The following is an 18,718-nucleotide window of genomic DNA, read 5'->3' as shown; positions in this document are numbered from 1 at the left end:
AAGGTGGGGAGTTTTTTGGGAAAATTCTCTTGTATTTTAAAAGGAACAAATTCCTACTGGACTTTTGTATACAAGAGGAATATAATATGAATAAATAGGAAAAAACCTAGAATTTGAAGGAGGAAAAAACCAATGGCAAGAAAAATGAAGACCATGGATGGTAATCACGCAGCAGCTCATGCTTCTTATGCATTTACAGATGTTGCAGCTATTTATCCTATCACACCTTCATCAGTTATGGCGGAAGCTACAGATGAATGGGCTACTCAAGGTAGAACGAATATTTTTGGACAGACAGTTCAGGTAACAGAAATGCAATCAGAGGCAGGTGCAGCAGGTACAGTACACGGTTCCCTCGCAGCAGGTGCTTTGACAACTACATACACAGCATCTCAGGGATTATTACTTATGATTCCTAACTTATACAAAATCGCTGGTGAGCAGTTACCGGGTGTATTCAATGTTTCTGCCCGTGCTTTAGCAAGCCATGCATTATCAATCTTTGGTGATCACTCAGACGTTTATGCATGTCGTCAGACAGGATGTGCGATGCTTTGTGAATCAAGTGTACAGGAAGTTATGGACTTGACACCGGTTGCTCACCTTGCAGCAATCAAAGGAAAGATTCCGTTTATCAACTTCTTCGATGGATTTAGAACATCTCACGAGATTCAGAAGATTGAGACATGGGATTATGAAGACTTAAAAGATATGGCAGACATGGATGCAATTGCTGAATTCAGAGCACATGCACTGAACCCAAATCACCCATGCCAGAGAGGTTCTGCTCAGAACCCAGATATCTTCTTCCAGGCAAGAGAGGCATGTAACCCATTCTACGATGCTATGCCGGCAATCGTTCAGGAATACATGGACAAAGTCAATGAGAAGATTGGTACAAACTACAAATTATTCAACTACCATGGAGCAGAAGATGCAGAACATGTAATCATCGCTATGGGATCTGTATGTGATACAATCGATGAGACAGTTGATTACTTATTAGCAGCAGGAAGAAAAGTTGGTGTTGTAAAAGTTCGTCTTTACAGACCATTCTCTGCAGAAGCTCTGATCAATGCAATTCCAGAATCTGTAAAACAGATTACAGTATTAGATAGAACAAAAGAGCCGGGAGCGCTTGGAGAACCATTATACTTAGACGTAGTTGCATCTTTAAAAGGAACAAAATTTGATGCAGTGCCTGTATTTACAGGACGTTATGGATTAGGTTCTAAAGATACAACACCTGCTCAGATCGTTGCTGTATATGACAATACAGAAAAACAGAAATTCACAATCGGTATCGTGGATGACGTTACAAACTTATCATTAGAAGTAGGTGCTCCGTTAGTCACAACACCAGAAGGAACAATCAACTGTAAGTTCTGGGGACTTGGAGCAGATGGTACTGTTGGAGCAAATAAAAACTCTATCAAGATCATCGGTGACAACACAGATATGTACGCACAGGCATATTTTGATTACGACTCTAAGAAATCAGGCGGTGTGACAATGTCTCACTTACGTTTTGGTAAGAGCCCGATCAAATCTACATACCTGATCAAACAGGCTAACTTTGTAGCATGTCACAATCCATCTTATGTGAATAAGTACAACATGGTACAGGAATTAGTTGACGGTGGTACATTCTTACTGAACTGTCCATGGGATATGGAAGGACTTGAGAAACATCTTCCAGGACAGGTGAAAGCATTTATCGCAAATCACAACATTAAGTTCTATGTGATTGATGGTATCAAGATTGGTAAAGAAATCGGACTTGGCGGACGTATCAACACAGTTCTCCAGTCAGCATTCTTCAAACTTGCTAATATCATTCCGGAAGAACATGCAATCGAATTAATGAAAGCAGCTGCAAAAGCATCTTACGGTAAGAAAGGTGACAAGATCGTACAGATGAACTACGATGCGATCGATGCAGGTGCAAAACAGGTTGTAGAAGTTCAGGTTCCAGAAAGCTGGAAGAACGCAGAGGACGAAGGCTTATTTACACCAGAAGTAAAAGGTGGAAGAAAAGAAGTTGTTGACTTCGTTAAGAATATCCAGGCAAAAGTAAATGCTCAGGAAGGAAATACACTTCCAGTATCTGCATTCACAGAATACGTAGATGGTTCTACACCATCAGGTTCTTCTGCATACGAGAAACGTGGTATTGCAGTAGATATTCCGGTATGGAAACCAGAAAACTGTATCCAGTGTAACCGTTGTGCATATGTATGTCCACATGCAGTTATCCGTCCGGTTGCTCTTACAGAAGAGGAACTTTCAAAAGCTCCGGAAGGAATCGAGACAATCGATATGATCGGTATGCCGGGAATGAAATTTACAATGACAGTATCTGCTTATGACTGTACAGGATGTGGCTCTTGTGCAAATGTATGTCCAGGTAAGAAGGGTGAGAAAGCTCTTGTAATGGAAAACATGGAAGCAAATGCTGGAAAACAGGAATACTTCGATTTCGGAAGAGAGATTCCGGTAAAACCAGAAGTAGTTGCTAAATTTAAAGAAACAACAGTAAAAGGAAGCCAGTTCAAACAGCCATTACTTGAGTTCTCAGGAGCTTGTGCAGGTTGTGGAGAGACTCCTTATGCAAAATTAATCACGCAGTTATTCGGTGACAGAATGTACATCGCAAATGCAACTGGATGTTCTTCAATCTGGGGTAACTCTTCACCGTCTACACCATACACAGTAAACGAAAAAGGACAGGGTCCTGCATGGTCTAACTCTTTATTTGAGGATAATGCAGAGTTCGGTTACGGTATGTTATTAGCTCAGAAAGCTTTAAGAAACGGCTTAAAAGCAAAAGTTGAGAAGTTAGTAGAGAGCGGAGACAATGAAGCAGTTGTTGCAGCAGGAAAAGAATGGTTAGAGACATTTAACTGTGGAGCTACAAACGGAACAGCAACAGATAACCTTGTTGCAGCATTAGAAGCTTGTGACTGTGGATGTGAATTGAGAAAAGAAATCTTACAGAACAAAGACTTCTTAGCTAAGAAATCACAGTGGATCTTCGGTGGAGACGGATGGGCTTACGATATCGGATTCGGTGGAGTTGACCATGTATTAGCTTCCGGACAGGATATCAACATTATGGTATTCGATACAGAAGTTTACTCTAATACAGGTGGACAGTCTTCAAAATCTACACCGACAGGTGCGATTGCTCAGTTCGCAGCAGGCGGTAAAGAAGTGAAGAAGAAAGATATGGCAAGCATTGCAATGAGCTACGGATATGTATATGTAGCACAGATCGCTATGGGAGCTGACTTCAATCAGACTGTAAAAGCGATTGCAGAAGCAGAAGCTTATCCAGGACCATCTTTAATTATTGCTTACGCTCCATGTATCAACCATGGTATTAAGAAGGGTATGAACAAAGCTCAGACAGAAGAAGAGTTAGCAGTAAAATCAGGATACTGGCACAACTTCCGCTTCAACCCAGCTGCAGAAGGAAATAAATTCACTCTCGACAGTAAGGCTCCAACAGAAGATTACAGAGAATTCTTAAATGGAGAAGTTCGTTACAATGCATTGGCAAGAATGAACCCAGAAAGAGCAGAAGAATTATTTGCGAAATCAGAAGAAGCAGCAAAAGAGAGATATGCATACTTGAACAAGCTTGTAACTCTCTATGGAAGCGACGCTGAATAGAACAGACAATAATGTTTTTCGAAAGAGAATAAAGTCATGGAAAAGGGATACTTCAGAAATGGAGTATCCCTTTTTGCAGAAAGTATACAAAAAAAGAAAAAAGGACAGAAGAAAAAATAGTAAAAGTAGCAATTCCTATTTAGAGAAAATTGTGGTATACTAAATGCTGTTTGAAAAGAGAATTGAATGACAAGAGATAGAGGTGCAAGGATTATCAGTACGGTACATGAGAACACGGTGGACGACCGATGTACCGGAAAGGATGAATTGCCGAAGAACTGTTCTTTCGTCCGGGGAGCAGGATCTGGGTCACTGCAGAATATGCAGTGGACTGTCACAGACATGTGGAGTGCTATCGTTGGCTGAAATAAAACAGAGATGAGTTAGAAGGTTTTTGCCATGAACGCGCTTTAGCAAGTTGTCGTTCATGGTTTTCTTTTTCTAAAAACAAATTCGAAATTATTTTAAAGGATTAGAGAGAAAGGAGAACTTTTATGCACATTTCAAAGAAAAAAATATGGAGTGCGGCGGCATTTGTGCTTATGTTTACACTATTGCTGTCAATGACGGTATTTGCAGCGGATGGGGAGGCGGCACAGCCGAAGATGTATGCAACATTTTGGGCATTGATTCCCCCGGTGGTGGCCATTGCATTGGCTTTGATTACGAAAGAAGTTTATAGTTCACTGTTTGTAGGAATTCTTGTGGGGGCGATGTTTTATTCAGACTTTTCATTTGAGGGAACCATTGTCCACATTTTCAAGGGAGGAATCATCAGTGTGCTGTCGAACAGTTATAATGTAGGAATTCTTGTATTCCTGATCATACTGGGAGCGATGGTCAGCCTGATGAACCGGGCAGGAGGATCTGCGGCATTTGGAAAGTGGGCTGGAAAGAGAATAAAAACTCGTGTCGGTGCACAACTTGCAACAATTGCGCTGGGAATGTTGATATTTATCGATGATTATTTTAATTGTCTTACAGTCGGAAGCGTGATGCGGCCTGTGACAGACAGACATCAGGTGTCGAGAGCAAAGTTATCTTATCTGATTGATGCAACTGCAGCTCCGATCTGTATTATTGCTCCGATTTCTTCCTGGGCAGCAGCAGTGACGGGATTTGTAGAGGGAGAAGATGGTTTTTCCATCTTTATGAGGGCAATTCCGTACAATTTTTATGCACTATTGACGATTCTGATGATGATTGCGATTGTTGTGATGAAATTTGATTTTGGGACAATGCGGACACATGAGAAAAATGCAGTAAAAGGAGATATCTTTACAACTGCGAACAGACCTTACGAGAGTGGGGAGGAAATTCCTGTCAATGAAAATGGGAAAGTGACAGATCTTCTGATTCCGATTGCATCTCTGATTGTTTGCTGTGTAATCGGCATGATCTATACCGGAGGATTTTTTGACGGGGTTGATTTTGTAACAGCGTTCTCGAACAGTGACGCGTCGGTGGGACTTGTCCTCGGAAGCTTCTTTGGCCTCGTTCTTACGATTGGGCTGTACTGTGTCCGGAAGGTTTTGACTTTTAAAGAGTGTATGGAATGCATTCCGGAAGGATTTAAGGCGATGGTTCCGGCAATTATGATCCTGACATTTGCATGGACCTTGAAAGCGATGACAGACAGTCTCGGAGCGGCAGCGTTTGTTGCAATGGGTGTGAATCAGTTTGCGGAAGGATTGATGAACTTCCTTCCGGCGATCATTTTCCTGATCGGATGCTTTTTGGCATTTGCTACGGGAACTTCCTGGGGCACTTTTGGAATTTTGATTCCGATTGTCGTTGCGATTTTTGCAGAGACAAACGAGACTTTGATGATCATTTCCATCTCTGCATGTATGGCAGGAGCGGTATGCGGGGATCACTGTTCTCCGATTTCAGATACGACGATCATGGCATCTGCCGGTGCGCAGTGTGATCATGTTACCCATGTATCGACACAGCTTCCATATGTCATTACGGCGGCACTTGTCTCTTTTGTGACGTATATTATTGCCGGATTTGTACAGAGTGCATGGATAGCACTCCCGGTTGGAATCGGATTGATGATCGTGACATTGATGGTGATCAAGAAGAAAACAGAAAATCAAGAATAAAAAGAAAACAAACGGGAGATCGTAAAAATACGGTCTCCTATTTGCGTTTGAAAGAACACATTGTTTATGAAATCAAAGAGATCAGATTCTTTTTACTTTCTTAATATAGAAAATAATGATATAATGTATAAATCGGAGCGGTCTGTTTGATCCGCTGCTATGATAGGAAAATACAGAGTGGAGAGTGATAGTATGAAGCATACACAATTATCTGCATACGAACTTGTACGGAAACAGGACGTATCAGATTTACAGTCTGTCGGCTATTTATTCAGACATAAAAAGACGGGAGCGAGGGTACTCCTTTTAGAGAACGATGATGAGAATAAGGTATTTACGATTGGTTTTCGTACACCGCCGGAAGACAGCACAGGACTTCCGCATATTTTGGAGCATTCTGTTCTCTGTGGATCGAAGAAATTTCCGGCAAAAGATCCGTTTGTGGAGCTGGTGAAGGGCTCTTTGAATACATTTTTGAATGCGATGACATATCCGGACAAGACATTGTATCCGATCGCAAGCTGCAATGACAAGGATTTCCAGAATCTGATGCATGTTTATATGGATGCGGTTTTTTATCCAAATATCTATGAGCGGGATGAGATTTTCCGGCAGGAAGGCTGGAGTTATAAGCTGGATGAAAAGGAAAGTGATCTGGAGTATAACGGAGTAGTATACAATGAGATGAAGGGAGCATTCTCCTCACCGGAAGGTGTTTTGGATCGTGTCATCTTAAACACGCTGTTTCCGGATACCTCTTACCGCAATGAGTCCGGAGGGGATCCGGATGTAATCCCGGAACTGACGTACGAACAATTTTTAAACTTCCACAAGAAGTATTATCATCCGTCTAACAGTTATATCTATCTGTATGGGGATATGGACATGGAGGAAAAATTAAACTGGCTGGATCAGGAATACTTAAGTAAGTTTGATTATCTTGCAATCGACTCAGAGATTCGTTTCCAAAAGCCGTTTGAGCAGATGAAGGAAGTAGAGATGGTATATTCGATCACAAGCAGTGAGTCAGAGGAAGATAACACATATCTATCCTACAACAAGGTGATCGGGACAAGTCTGGATGAGAAGTTGTATCTCGCATTTCAGATTCTTGACTATGCACTTCTGTCTGCACCAGGTGCGCCGTTGAAGAAGGCACTTGTGGATGCGGGCATCGGAAAAGATATTATGGGATCTTACGACAATGGGATTTATCAGCCGATTTTCTCGATCATTGCAAAGAATGCCAATCTGGAACAGAAGGAAGCATTTATTCAGGTCGTAGAAGATACGTTGAAAGAAATCGTGAAAAATGGAATGGATCAGAAAGCGCTGGAAGCAGGAATCAATTATCATGAGTTCCGCTACCGGGAAGCCGATTTTGGAAATTTCCCGAAAGGATTGATGTATGGACTGCAGATGTTTGACAGCTGGCTTTATGACGATGAAAAACCATTTATCCATGTGGAAGAGCTGAAAACATTTGCATTCTTAAAAGAACAGATCGGTTCAGGGTATTTTGAAGAATTGATTCAGAAGTACATTTTGGACAATCCGCACGGAGCGATCGTCGTGATCAAGCCGGAGAAAGGGCGCACCGCACGGTTAGACAAAGAATTGGCAGAACGTCTTCAGGAATATAAGAAGAGTCTTTCGGAAGCAGAAGTGGAGAAGATTGTGGCAGATACGAAAGAGCTGATCGCATATCAGGAAGAGCCATCGACGAAAGAAGAACTGGAAGCAATTCCGGTGCTGGAGATTGAGGATATTTCAAAGGAAATTGCACCGATTTATAATGAGGAACTGCATCTGGCAGATACACTTGTCGTACATCATGATGTAGAGACAAACGGAATCAGCTATCTGTCATTGATGTTTGATCTGTCAGATGTGCCGGAAGAACAGCTCCCGTACGTGGGAATTTTACAGTCTGTAATTGGAATGATCGACACGAACAACTATGCCTATGGAGAATTGTTCAATGAGATCAATATGAGCACTGGGGGAATCGGGACAAGCCTTGAAGTGTATCCGAATGTGACGAAAGTTTCTGAGAAGGAATTTAAGGCTGCTTTTGAGGTGAAGACAAAAGCACTCTATGATAAACTTCCAGTTGCATTCCAGATGATCCGTGAGCTTTTGATGGAGTCAAAATTCGAAGATGAGAAGCGTTTGGAAGAAATTTTGGCATTATTGAAATCAAGACTTCAGATGAAATTCCAATCTTCCGGACATATGACCGCAGTGCTGCGTGCGATGTCCTACCGCTCGCCGATGTCACAATTCAAAGATTTGACAAATGGAATCGCATTCTACGAAAAAGTGTGCCAGATTGCAGATCATTTTAAGGAAGAGAAGGCAGCACTGATCATGAATTTGAAGAAATTATCCGAACAAATCTTCCGCGCAGATAACATGATCATCAGTTGTACATCCAGAAAAGAAGGATTGGAAGAATTGGAGAAATTGATCAGAGAGCTGAAGAATGGAATTTATCAGGGAACAGCAGACCATACTCCGTGCATTCTTCACTGTGAGAAGAAGAACGAAGGGTTTCAGACAGCATCAAAAGTGCAGTATGTAGCCCGTACCGGAAATTTTATGGAGGAAGGTCTTGATTACACCGGAGCGCTGCAGATTTTGAAAGTAATTTTAAGCTATGATTATCTCTGGCAGAATATCCGTGTAAAAGGCGGCGCATACGGATGTATGAGTAACTTTAACCGGGTTGGAGATGGATATTTTGTTTCTTATCGGGATCCGAATCTGGAGAAGACTAATGAGGTATACGAGGGAATCACAGAATACCTCAGAAACTTTGACGTCGATGACAGAGATATGAAAAAATACATCATCGGAACGATCAGCAATATGGATGTGCCGATGACACCTGCTACAAAGGGAGAACGATCTATGAACCTCTATATGAATCATGTGTCAAAGGAGATGATCGAGCAGGAGAGAAAAGAAGTATTAGATGCAAAAGTATCAGACATCCGTGCACTTGCCGATATTGTGGAGGCAGTGTTGAAGGCAGGAGATTTGTGTGTAGTCGGAAGTGAAGAGAAGATTGAAGCACAGAAAGAATTATTTATGGAGATTAAAAATCTTGCATAGGAAGGAGAACGAATGAGAGCAGATTACAGATCAGGTTTTGTCACATTGATCGGAAGACCGAATGTGGGAAAATCAACACTGATGAATTATCTGATCGGACAGAAGATAGCGATCACATCGAACAAGCCACAGACGACGAGGAACCGGATCCAGACAGTTCTGACAACAGAGGAAGGACAGATTGTTTTCGTAGACACCCCTGGAATCCACAAGGCGAAAAATAAGCTTGGAGAATATATGGTAAATGTGGCAGAGCGCACACTGAATGAAGTAGATGTGGTGCTCTGGCTCGTAGAGCCGTCGACATTTATCGGAGCGGGAGAACGGCATATTGCAGAACAGCTGAAAAAGGTAAAGACACCGGTGATCCTTGTAATCAATAAGACAGATAAAGTTAAGAAAGAAGAAGTGTTTACATTTATTGATGCCTACAAGAATATCTATGACTTCGCGGCGATTGTTCCGGTTTCGGCGCGAAGCGGAGAAAATACAGATGAATTGATCCGTGTGATCATGCAGCACCTTCCATACGGACCTCAGTTCTATGATGAGGATACGATCACAGATCAGCCACAGCGCCAGATTGTAGCGGAAATTATCCGTGAGAAAGCGCTTCATAGTCTGAACGAAGAGATTCCGCATGGTATTGCAGTGGCAATCGACAGGATGAAGATGCGTAAGAAGATTGTAGATATCGATGCGACGATCATCTGTGAGCGAGATTCGCACAAAGGGATCATCATCGGAAAGCAGGGGGCGATGTTAAAGAAAATCGGAAGCACGGCACGCTATGAGATTGAGCAGATGCTGGAGTGCAAAGTGAACCTGCAGCTTTGGGTGAAAGTCAAAAAAGATTGGAGAGACAGTGATTTCCTGATCAGGAACTTTGGATACACAAAGGAAGATTAAACAAGAACACAACATGAGGTACAAGACCAGTTGTATAGTTTCATTCGGAATGGACATCCTAGAAGTAAAGAAATACGAAGGGATGATTGGATGAAGAATGCATATTGGGATCATTTTGTGGAGACAGGAAAAGTAGAAGATTATCTCTGTTACAAAGGGATGGAGATTTGTCAGCAGACAATGGAATTGTATAAAGACAGAGAAAAAAGTTTAGGATGGGCAGGAGAACAGACAAGTGAATCAGGCAGTGACAGTGACAGGAATGATTTTATCGGCGGCCCCGGTGGGGGACTACGATAAGAGAGTTGTGATCCTGACAAAAGAACGAGGCAAGATTTCTGCATTTGCAAGGGGAGCGAGACGTCCAAACAGCTCCCTTGTAGGTGTGACAACGCCGTTTGCTTTCGGGGAGATGACGTTGTATGAAGGGAAAAGCTCCTACAATCTGGTGCAGGCAGATATCTCTAATTATTTTTCAGAGCTGCGCACAGATATGGAGGGAGCCTACTATGGGTTTTATTTCATGGAATTTGCGGACTATTATACAAAAGAGAATAATGATGAGCGGGAAATGCTGAAACTTCTGTACCAGTCGCTGCGTGCGCTTGTAAGAAAGACCATACCTTATGAATTGATCCGTTACATATTTGAACTGAAGTCGATCAGTATCAATGGGGAGGCGCCGGAAGTGTTTGCATGTGTGTCCTGTGGCTCGACGGAGGAACTGGAAGTGTTCAGTGAGTCTGGGCAGGGGATGCTGTGCAGCGAGTGCTGCCACGAGGTCAAGGATGGGAAAAGACTGCATCCATCCACAATTTATGCGATGCAGTATATAATCAGCAGCAGTATTGAGAAGCTTTATACCTTTACGGTAAGTGCTCAGGTGCAGAAAGAACTGAAACAGCTGATGAAGCAGTATATCCGGCATCATATTGACAAGAATTTTAAATCACTGGAAGTACTGGAAGTCTGTATTCGATAAAAGGAATGCTATTTCATACTGCCATTAGGAAAAACTATCCCGGATTGCTTGAAAAAACAAACGGGAAAGGGTATAATAACAGACATTAATATCTTATTTATCTGTGGGTGGAAACTGTCATGGATGAAGAGAAGAGAGTGAGGTAGATAGTTATGGAGAAGACAATGGACAAAATCGTGGCCTTAGCAAAATCAAGAGGTTTTGTATATCCGGGATCTGAGATCTACGGTGGGCTTGCGAATACATGGGATTATGGAAATCTCGGTGTAGAACTTAAGAACAATGTAAAAAGAGCCTGGTGGAAAAAATTTGTTCAGGAATCAAAATATAATGTTGGTGTAGACTGTGCGATTCTGATGAATCCTCAGACATGGGTGGCATCCGGACATCTCGGGGGATTCAGTGATCCGCTTATGGATTGTAAAGAATGTAAAGAAAGATTCCGTGCAGATAAGTTGATCGAAGATTTCGCTCAGGAGCATGGGATTGAATTAAAAGACAGTGTAGATGCATGGTCACAGGAAGAGATGGCAGCATGGATTGAAGAACATAACGTACCATGTCCGTCCTGCGGAAAACATAATTTTACAGATATCAGACAGTTTAACCTGATGTTCAAGACCTTCCAGGGAGTGACAGAGGATGCGAAAAACACAGTATATTTAAGACCGGAGACTGCGCAGGGAATCTTTGTAAACTTTAAAAACGTACAGCGTACATCCAGAAAGAAAATTCCGTTTGGAATTGCACAAGTTGGGAAATCTTTCCGAAATGAGATCACACCAGGGAACTTCACATTCCGTACAAGAGAATTTGAACAGATGGAATTAGAATTCTTCTGTGAGCCGGGTACAGATTTAGAGTGGTTTGCATATTGGAAGAAATTCTGTCTTGACTGGTTGAGCTCTCTTGGATTGAAAGAGGAGGAGATCAGAGTCAGAGACCATTCGCCGGAAGAGTTATGCTTCTATAGTAAGGCGACATCCGACGTAGAATTCTTATTCCCATTTGGATGGGGAGAACTCTGGGGAATCGCAGACAGAACGGACTATGACTTGTCACAGCATCAGGAAGTCTCCAAACAGGATCTGACTTACTTTGATGATGAGAAGAAAGAAAAATATATTCCGTATGTCATCGAGCCGTCACTGGGAGCAGACCGTATGGTTCTTGCATTCCTTTGCAGCGCATATGATGAAGAAGAGTTGGAAGGTGGAGATACCCGTACAGTGATGCATTTCCATCCGGCGCTTGCACCGATCAAGATTGGTGTGCTTCCGCTTTCTAAGAAATTAAATGAAGGCGCAGAGAAAGTATTTGCAGAGCTGTCAAAGACTTACAATTGTGAGTTTGATGACCGTGGAAATATCGGAAAGCGCTATCGCCGTCAGGATGAGATCGGAACTCCGTTCTGTGTTACATACGACTTTGAGTCTGAAGAAGACGGAGCGGTTACAGTCAGAGATCGTGATACGATGGAACAGGAGCGAATCAAGATCGAAGATCTGAAAGCATATTTTGAAAAGAAATTTGAATTTTAATAGGAGTACGCGATACTCAGAATGCTATGAGATGTATGGTGAAAAGTAAATTTTACCATACATTGCATATAGAGAAAACAAAAAGGAGCGACGACAAAATGAAAAGAGAAAATCAGTGGAATAACTATGATGCAGCTGAATTAGAAGTGCTTGAAAAAGTGAATGCTGCATACAGAGAATACCTTGATGCAGGAAAGACAGAGAGAGAATGTGTGACAGAGTGTATCCGCCTTGCAGAAGAAGCTGGATATCAGAGTCTTGAATCTGCGATTGCAAGCGGAGTAAAATTACAGAAAGGCTCAAAAGTTTACAGCCAGTGCATGGGAAAATCTATCGTATTGTTCCAGCTCGGAGAAGAGCCTTTAGAAAAAGGTATGAATATTTTAGGAGCACATATCGACTCTCCACGTATTGATGTAAAACAGAACCCATTATGTGAAGACAATGAGTTTGCTTATTTAGATACACATTACTATGGCGGAATCAAAAAATACCAGTGGGTAGCAACACCACTTGCACTTCACGGAGTCGTAGTGAGAAAAGATGGAACAAAAGTTGAGATCGTAATCGGTGAAAAAGAAGATGATCCGGTACTTGTGATTACAGATCTTCTTGTACATTTATCAAGAGAACAGCTGGATAAACCGGCAAGAACTGTGATCGAAGGTGAAAAATTAGATCTCTTGATTGCCAACAAGCCATTAGAGGGAGAAGAAAAAGACGCTGTCAAAGCAGGTGTATTAAAGTTATTAAAAGAGAACTACAACATCGAAGAAGAAGACTTCCTCTCAGCAGAGCTTGAGATCGTTCCGGCTGGAAAGGCAAGAGAATGTGGAATTGACAGAAGTATGATTATGGCATACGGACAGGATGACAGAGTTTGTGCATTTACATCTTTACTCGCAATGTTAGAGACAAAAGATGTGAAGAGAACAGCATGCTGTATCCTTGTGGACAAAGAAGAAATCGGAAGTGTCGGAGCAACTGGTATGACATCTAAATTCTTTGAGAATGCAGTCGTAGAACTGATGGATGTTGTGGAAGGATATTCAGAAGTGAAGTTCCGCCGTGCAATGGCAAATTCTAAGATGCTTTCTTCAGATGTAAGTGCTGCATTTGATCCGTTATATGCAGCAAGCTTCGAGAAGAAAAATTCTGCATTCTTTGCACACGGTCTTGTGTTTAATAAATATACAGGAAGCGGCGGAAAAGGTGGATCTAACGATGCCAACGCAGAATATGTTGCAGAACTTCGCAAGATCATGGATGACAACAACGTTGCATTCCAGACAGCAGAACTCGGTGCAGTAGACGTCGGAGGTGGCGGAACAATCGCATACGTTCTTGCAAGACATGTCATGAACGTGATCGATAGTGGTGTGGCTGTACTTTGCATGCACGCTCCATGGGAGATTACAAGTAAGGTAGACGTATACGAAGCTGTAAAAGGATATAAAGCATTCTTAAAAGATGCATAAGATCAGGAAGCAAAGGCAGAGATTGCTAAAATAGAATAGAAAATAGAAAATAGAAATCCCCTCTTTTTAGAAGCACTGTGAAAGCGGTAAATTCTAAAAAGGGGGGAGTTTACATTAGGCGAAGAACTTATGGATGCAGCTTTTCTTTTGTTGAATGCGAGAATGCATTGGAGATTCCCTTTACCGAAGAAGAATATTCCAGTGGGGACATCCCGGTTGCTTTCTTGAATTGTTTGGAGAAATACTGGAGGGAACTATAAGACAGGTAATGAGCAATCTCGGTGAAGTTCATTGTTCCGATCCGAATGATTTCTTTTGCATATTCAATCTTCATCTGACTGAAATACTCGATCGCACCGCAGTTTTTTTCTTTGTGGAACAGTGCCTGTAAGGCAGAACGGCTGATCGAGAATTGGGAGCAGATCAGTGGAATTGTCAGGTGGTCGCAGATATGTTCTTCCATATAAGTCGAAATCTGTTGAAACTGGTTCTGTTTTGCCGTAATATTGGCGGGAGATTCCATGAGCGGTGGTTCAGGAGAATGTTCTAACTGACCGGAGGAGGATCTGTTTCGCTGGATTGTGATCAGAAACAGTTCGAGGTAAAGGGTAATCAATTGCTGTGCGCCAAAAGGAGCTTCCTCGGAAATATGAACTTGTTCGATGCGCGGCTCATGAAGCGGGGTAGAAAATGCAAGTCTTGCCTCAGCAATGATCTGCGAGATGATCGTACGTTCTTCTAAAGTCAGAGTGGTGTGTAGTTTCTGGAACAAGTGCATGGCGGGTGAAAAGCAGTAGAAGGAGATCGCGACAAGGTTTGGTGCTTTTTCGCCAATGGACTCAAAGGCATGAAATTCATTTGGCCGATGAAAGATAATATCCCCTGCGTGGAGTGTGAGCCATTCATTTTCTGCGCGAACAGATACTTCTCCTTTATCTACATAGAGTAATTCCCAAAAATCGTGAGATTCTCCTTGAAAGACGAAATTTTTCATATATTCAAAATAGTGTATGGTGACAATGCTCTCGATATTGATTTCTTTTTTCATGCGTGTACTGACATATCCCATTGTATCTTTCCTCCAGTGTGATCATTTGCCGATTGCAAATGATTCTCAGTGATTGTTTTTTTAAATAGGTTCTGTTTTTTACTTGGTTATTCTATCAGAAATTGGATAATAAGACAATAAGCATAGATGATAAAATAAGCGGTTTTCCACAGAACAATATATAATAGATAGAAGAGATGTTGTTATTGTTCGCTGTGTGAACGGCAGCAGGAATCATAAAGAAAGAGAGGGTATAAAAGTTGGAGAACATTTATACAAAAGGAACGGAGATCCGCTTTGACGAGAGCAGATTGTCATTTACGATCACACATGAAGGAGATAGCTGGAACTGGGGAGAAGGATTCCGTCCACGCATGGAATGTGAGGAAGGAACAATCTATTTTGCAGATGCGAAGAAGATTTCACATGAGGAGTGGAAGACGGGAATCGGACATGGAATCTTAAGCCATTTTGAGGGATTTGAGTTAAATGGAGCAGATGCAGGCATCGCATTTGACACAATCGTATGGATTGAAGAGGTGTCCGGAGATGTATTTTTTGAGTGGGTGCCACTTTCCACAGAGACAGTTAAAGTAAAATCCGTGTACTGGCCGGGATACATGGAGTTTGATGAGAAGAAAGACAGCTGGTATACACTTTTGAACTGGCAACAGGGATTGCTGGTGCCAAATACATGGAAAACAGCAGTGGATAAAGTTGTATTTGATGGTTTTATGGGAACTGCAGGTGCATATATGCCATGGTTTGGACAGGTAAAGGATCGCGCAGGATATATTGCAATTTGTGAGCAGCCGTGGAATGCAGCATATTATACAGAACATCCGGCAGAAGGACCATACACTCATGTGGGAATCCGCTGGGAGCCAAGTCTGGGCAAGATGGATTACCGCCGCGTGATGAAATACAGCTTTGTCAAGGATTGTGATTACAATGATCTCTGCAAGATTTACAGAAACTATGTGATCGAAAAGGGAAGATTCAAATCTCTGGCAGAGAAGGCAGTAAAGACTCCTTCTATTGATCAACTGATCGGATCTGCATTTTTACATAAGGGAATTAAGACACAGGTAATGACAAACTCTGATTTCTATGATGCAGAGAATCCGGATAAGAACAATCATCTGACGCCATTCTCCGTGAGAACAGAAGAGATTAAAAAATTCCATGAACTTGGTGTGGAAAAATTATACCTGCATTTAGATGGATGGGCAGAACCAGGATATGATAATCAGCACCCGGATTACCTTCCGGCATGTGAGAAAGCAGGCGGATGGAAAGCGATGAAAGAACTGTCCGACACGATGCATGAATGCGGATATTTGTTTGGAATCCACGACCAGTACAGAGATTACTACTATGCAGCAAAAACGTTTGATGAGAATTTTGCGACACGTCTCGCAGATGGGACAATTCCAAGTCATGCGCGCTGGGCAGGAGGTCCGCAGACATATCTCTGTGCGACACAGGCTCCTTTTTATGTGAAGCGAAACTTTACAGAGATCATGGACAATGGAATTAAACTGGATTGTGCTTACCTGGATGTATTCACATGTAATGAAGGGGATGAGTGTTCTCATCCATGGCATAAGATGACAAGAAGAGAATGTTACGAATACAGAAATGCATGCTTTGAGTATCTTCTGTCAAAAGGAATTCTTCCAAGTTCTGAGGAAGTGAACGACTGGGCAATCCCAAGTCTCGTATTTTGCCATTATGCTCCATATGATTTCATGCTGGATCGACCGGGAAGTCCAAAGAAAGGAATTCCGGTGCCGTTATTTAATCTTGTTTATCATGACTGTCTGATCGAGCCATGGATGATGGACAAGGTAAGTGAGGAAGAAGACTACATGCTGTATGCAGTGTTAAACGGAGGTGCTCCATATCTTGTGAGAGATGGTGCATATCAGAATACAGACGGTTCTTTCGCAGGAGGAGTGGAAATTACCATCGAAGATCAGATTAAGAGATGTAAAGTCGTATCAGATCTGCATGAGAAAGTTGCGAAATGTGAGATGGTGCGCCATGAGATGGTAGATGGAAATCCAGAAGTACAGAGAACAACATTTGCTGACGGAACAGTTGTTACGGTAGATTTCCAGGCACAGACATACCAGATTCGATAAAAACAGAGACAGATAAGTACAAAATGAGAAAAGACAAGGAAATAGATCAAAAAAGATCGAAGGGATTCCTTGTCTTTTTTGATTCAATTTTTACAAAAAGGCTGCTTTGCTGTGCAGAGAAAAATCTGTCTGTTGAATTTGACGAACGCAGGAAAGACTAAGGATGAGCAGGAGCAGGGAAAACTAAGACGGATTTTGAAAGCATTTCTCGTCAAAATGGACAGAGGAGAACAGAAAAAGGAATATAAAATGTCCTAAATGACAAATACAGGACAATAAGACAAGTTTAGGAGATTATCTTGTAAGCATTTATGTGCAATAAAATATATAATAAGAATAAATAAAGAACGAATATAGACAACAGACAACCAAGAATCGAGTATTCAAACAAACTTATAACAGAGGAGAAGAAAGATGAGTAAGAGAATAAAAGTTGCGCTGGCAGGGCTTGGAAGCCGAGGGAAAGATACATATGCACCAACGGCAAAACTGTTTCCGGAAAAGATGGAGATTGTGGCAATTGCAGATATTGATCCAGAGAAAGTAAAAGCGGTTGCAGCAGAATATCAGATTCCGGAGGAGATGTGCTTTCAGAGTGCGGAGGAGATGATCGCCAGAGAAAAACTTGCAGATGTGATGTTTATTACAACACAGGATAGACAACATGTGCGACAGGCAATTCCGGCATTGAGAAAAGGATATCACCTATTACTGGAAAAACCGATTTCGCCGGATCTGGATGAATGCAGAGAGATTGTGAAGGTTGCACAGGAATGTGATAGAAAAGTAATTGTCTGTCACGTTCTCAGATATACTCCATTTTATACGAAGATCAAAGATCTGATCGATGAAGGAACGATTGGTGAAATAGTATCTGTGAATTCGGTAGAAAATGTAGGGTATTGGCATCAGGCACACAGCTTTGTCAGAGGAAACTGGAGAAATTCTAATACGACAAGTCCAATGATCCTTCAGAAGTGCTGTCATGATATGGATATTTTATTATGGCTGACAGGAAAGACTTGTAAATCGGTATCTTCTTTCGGAAATACCTATCTGTTCCGGGAAGATAAAGCACCAGAAGGAGCGGCACACAGATGCATGGATGGATGTAAAGTGAAAGATCAGTGCCCGTATGATGCAGAGAAAATTTATATTACAGATCCAGTGACAGGTGTTCAAAATGGAAATACAGACTGGCCGGTCAATGTGGTGGCACTTCATCCAACAGTGGAAAGTGTACGCGAAGCAATTCAGACGGGACCGTATGGACGATGTGTATATCACTGTGACAATAATGTAGTAGACCATCAAGTTGTTAATTTAAATATGACAGATGGATCGACGATCAGCCATACAATGTGTGCGTTTACGGCATATACAGCTGCCGGAAATCGATATGCGAAGATCATGGGAACTTTAGGTGAGATTATCGCCGATATGGGAGAAAATACCATTCAAGTCAATGTGTTTGGAAAAGAACCGGAAGTGATAGATGTACGCACACTGGCAACTGATTTCTCAGGACACGGTGGCGGCGACAACCGGATGATCGAAGAGTTTCTTGATATGTTGATCAATGAATCAGGTCCGACAAAGAGCACAACTTCTGTGGAACAATCTGTGGAGAGTCATTATTGTGCATTGGCTGCTGAGGAGTCCAGATTAAATGGTGGGGCAGTAATCGAACTGGATACTTATAGAAGATAGTAT

At 41.9% G+C, this 18,718-nt stretch carries 12 protein-coding genes and 1 riboswitch; of the genes, 11 read left to right on the top strand and 1 reads right to left on the bottom strand.

The annotated features are described in order from the left end of the window. Positions 1-132 precede the first annotated feature (132 nt). The 8 genes from nifJ to EDD74_RS01065 all read left to right on the top strand — a co-directional run bounded on the left by nifJ (position 133) and on the right by EDD74_RS01065 (position 13,810). Positions 133-3,675 carry a pyruvate:ferredoxin (flavodoxin) oxidoreductase gene (gene nifJ, locus EDD74_RS01105; RefSeq protein WP_008976349.1) on the top strand — a complete coding sequence of 1,181 codons (3,543 nt, stop codon included), beginning with the start codon at positions 133-135 and terminating at the stop codon, positions 3,673-3,675. 189 nt (positions 3,676-3,864) lie between these two features. After that, positions 3,865-4,038: riboswitch (Lysine riboswitch) on the top strand. Positions 4,039-4,169: 131 nt separating this feature from the next. Next, entirely contained in the window at positions 4,170-5,783 is a 1,614-nt protein-coding gene (locus EDD74_RS01095) for a Na+/H+ antiporter NhaC family protein (protein ID WP_008976347.1), read from the top strand. Between the two features lie 192 nt (positions 5,784-5,975). After that, positions 5,976-8,900 (top strand): insulinase family protein, encoded by a 2,925-nt coding sequence (locus EDD74_RS01090; RefSeq protein ID WP_116441796.1) that lies wholly within the window; start codon positions 5,976-5,978, stop codon positions 8,898-8,900. Between the two features lie 12 nt (positions 8,901-8,912). Then, complete coding sequence (gene era, locus EDD74_RS01085) at positions 8,913-9,809, top strand: GTPase Era (protein ID WP_008976345.1); 897 nt, start codon at positions 8,913-8,915, stop codon at positions 9,807-9,809. Positions 9,810-9,899: 90 nt separating this feature from the next. After that, positions 9,900-10,109, top strand: a complete 210-nt coding sequence (locus EDD74_RS01080; protein WP_008976344.1) for a hypothetical protein — start codon at positions 9,900-9,902, stop codon at positions 10,107-10,109. Beyond that, the gene (gene recO, locus EDD74_RS01075) at positions 10,045-10,791 is read left to right on the top strand and encodes a DNA repair protein RecO (protein WP_116441797.1); all 747 of its coding nucleotides are present in this window, start codon (positions 10,045-10,047) and stop codon (positions 10,789-10,791) included. Before EDD74_RS01080 ends, recO begins: the two co-directional genes overlap by 65 nt. Before the next feature lie 152 nt (positions 10,792-10,943). Next, positions 10,944-12,332: a glycine--tRNA ligase gene (locus tag EDD74_RS01070; protein WP_008976342.1), complete on the top strand. Its 1,389-nt coding sequence runs from the start codon at positions 10,944-10,946 to the stop codon at positions 12,330-12,332. 98 nt (positions 12,333-12,430) lie between these two features. Further along, on the top strand, positions 12,431-13,810 hold the full coding sequence (locus tag EDD74_RS01065; protein ID WP_008976341.1) for an aminopeptidase: 1,380 nt from the start codon (positions 12,431-12,433) through the stop codon (positions 13,808-13,810). Positions 13,811-13,937: 127 nt separating this feature from the next. Here EDD74_RS01065 and EDD74_RS01060 read toward each other — a convergent pair whose 3' ends face one another. Continuing rightward, entirely contained in the window at positions 13,938-14,879 is a 942-nt protein-coding gene (locus tag EDD74_RS01060) for an AraC family transcriptional regulator (protein ID WP_008976340.1), read from the bottom strand. Positions 14,880-15,118: 239 nt separating this feature from the next. Between EDD74_RS01060 and EDD74_RS01055 the strand changes: the two genes are divergently transcribed. The 3 genes from EDD74_RS01055 (at position 15,119) to EDD74_RS01050 (ending at position 18,715) form a co-directional block, all read left to right on the top strand. Continuing rightward, a complete protein-coding gene (locus EDD74_RS01055; RefSeq protein ID WP_008976339.1) occupies positions 15,119-17,005 on the top strand; it encodes a DUF5696 domain-containing protein in 1,887 nt (628 codons plus the stop codon). Positions 17,006-17,116: 111 nt separating this feature from the next. After that, positions 17,117-17,263, top strand: coding sequence for a hypothetical protein (locus EDD74_RS14975; protein WP_158547700.1), 147 nt, complete (start codon positions 17,117-17,119; stop codon positions 17,261-17,263). A gap of 156 nt (positions 17,264-17,419) precedes the next feature. Then, positions 17,420-18,715, top strand: coding sequence for a Gfo/Idh/MocA family protein (locus EDD74_RS01050; RefSeq protein ID WP_116441799.1), 1,296 nt, complete (start codon positions 17,420-17,422; stop codon positions 18,713-18,715). Positions 18,716-18,718 lie beyond the last annotated feature (3 nt).

The organism is Faecalimonas umbilicata (genome assembly GCF_004346095.1).
GTDB classification, from domain to species: Bacteria; Bacillota; Clostridia; order Lachnospirales; family Lachnospiraceae; genus Faecalimonas; species Faecalimonas umbilicata.
This window is presented reverse-complemented; position numbering and strand designations above follow the sequence as displayed.

Coding starts and splice junctions, on each gene's coding strand:
- EDD74_RS01060 (WP_008976340.1), bottom strand. CDS start 14,879: ATGGGATATGTCAGTACACGCATGAAAAAAGAAATCAATATCGAGAGC.
- EDD74_RS01090 (WP_116441796.1), top strand. CDS start 5,976: ATGAAGCATACACAATTATCTGCATACGAACTTGTACGGAAACAGGAC.
- era (WP_008976345.1), top strand. CDS start 8,913: ATGAGAGCAGATTACAGATCAGGTTTTGTCACATTGATCGGAAGACCG.
- nifJ (WP_008976349.1), top strand. CDS start 133: ATGGCAAGAAAAATGAAGACCATGGATGGTAATCACGCAGCAGCTCAT.
- EDD74_RS01080 (WP_008976344.1), top strand. CDS start 9,900: ATGAAGAATGCATATTGGGATCATTTTGTGGAGACAGGAAAAGTAGAA.
- EDD74_RS01095 (WP_008976347.1), top strand. CDS start 4,170: ATGCACATTTCAAAGAAAAAAATATGGAGTGCGGCGGCATTTGTGCTT.
- EDD74_RS01070 (WP_008976342.1), top strand. CDS start 10,944: ATGGAGAAGACAATGGACAAAATCGTGGCCTTAGCAAAATCAAGAGGT.
- EDD74_RS01065 (WP_008976341.1), top strand. CDS start 12,431: ATGAAAAGAGAAAATCAGTGGAATAACTATGATGCAGCTGAATTAGAA.
- EDD74_RS01050 (WP_116441799.1), top strand. CDS start 17,420: ATGAGTAAGAGAATAAAAGTTGCGCTGGCAGGGCTTGGAAGCCGAGGG.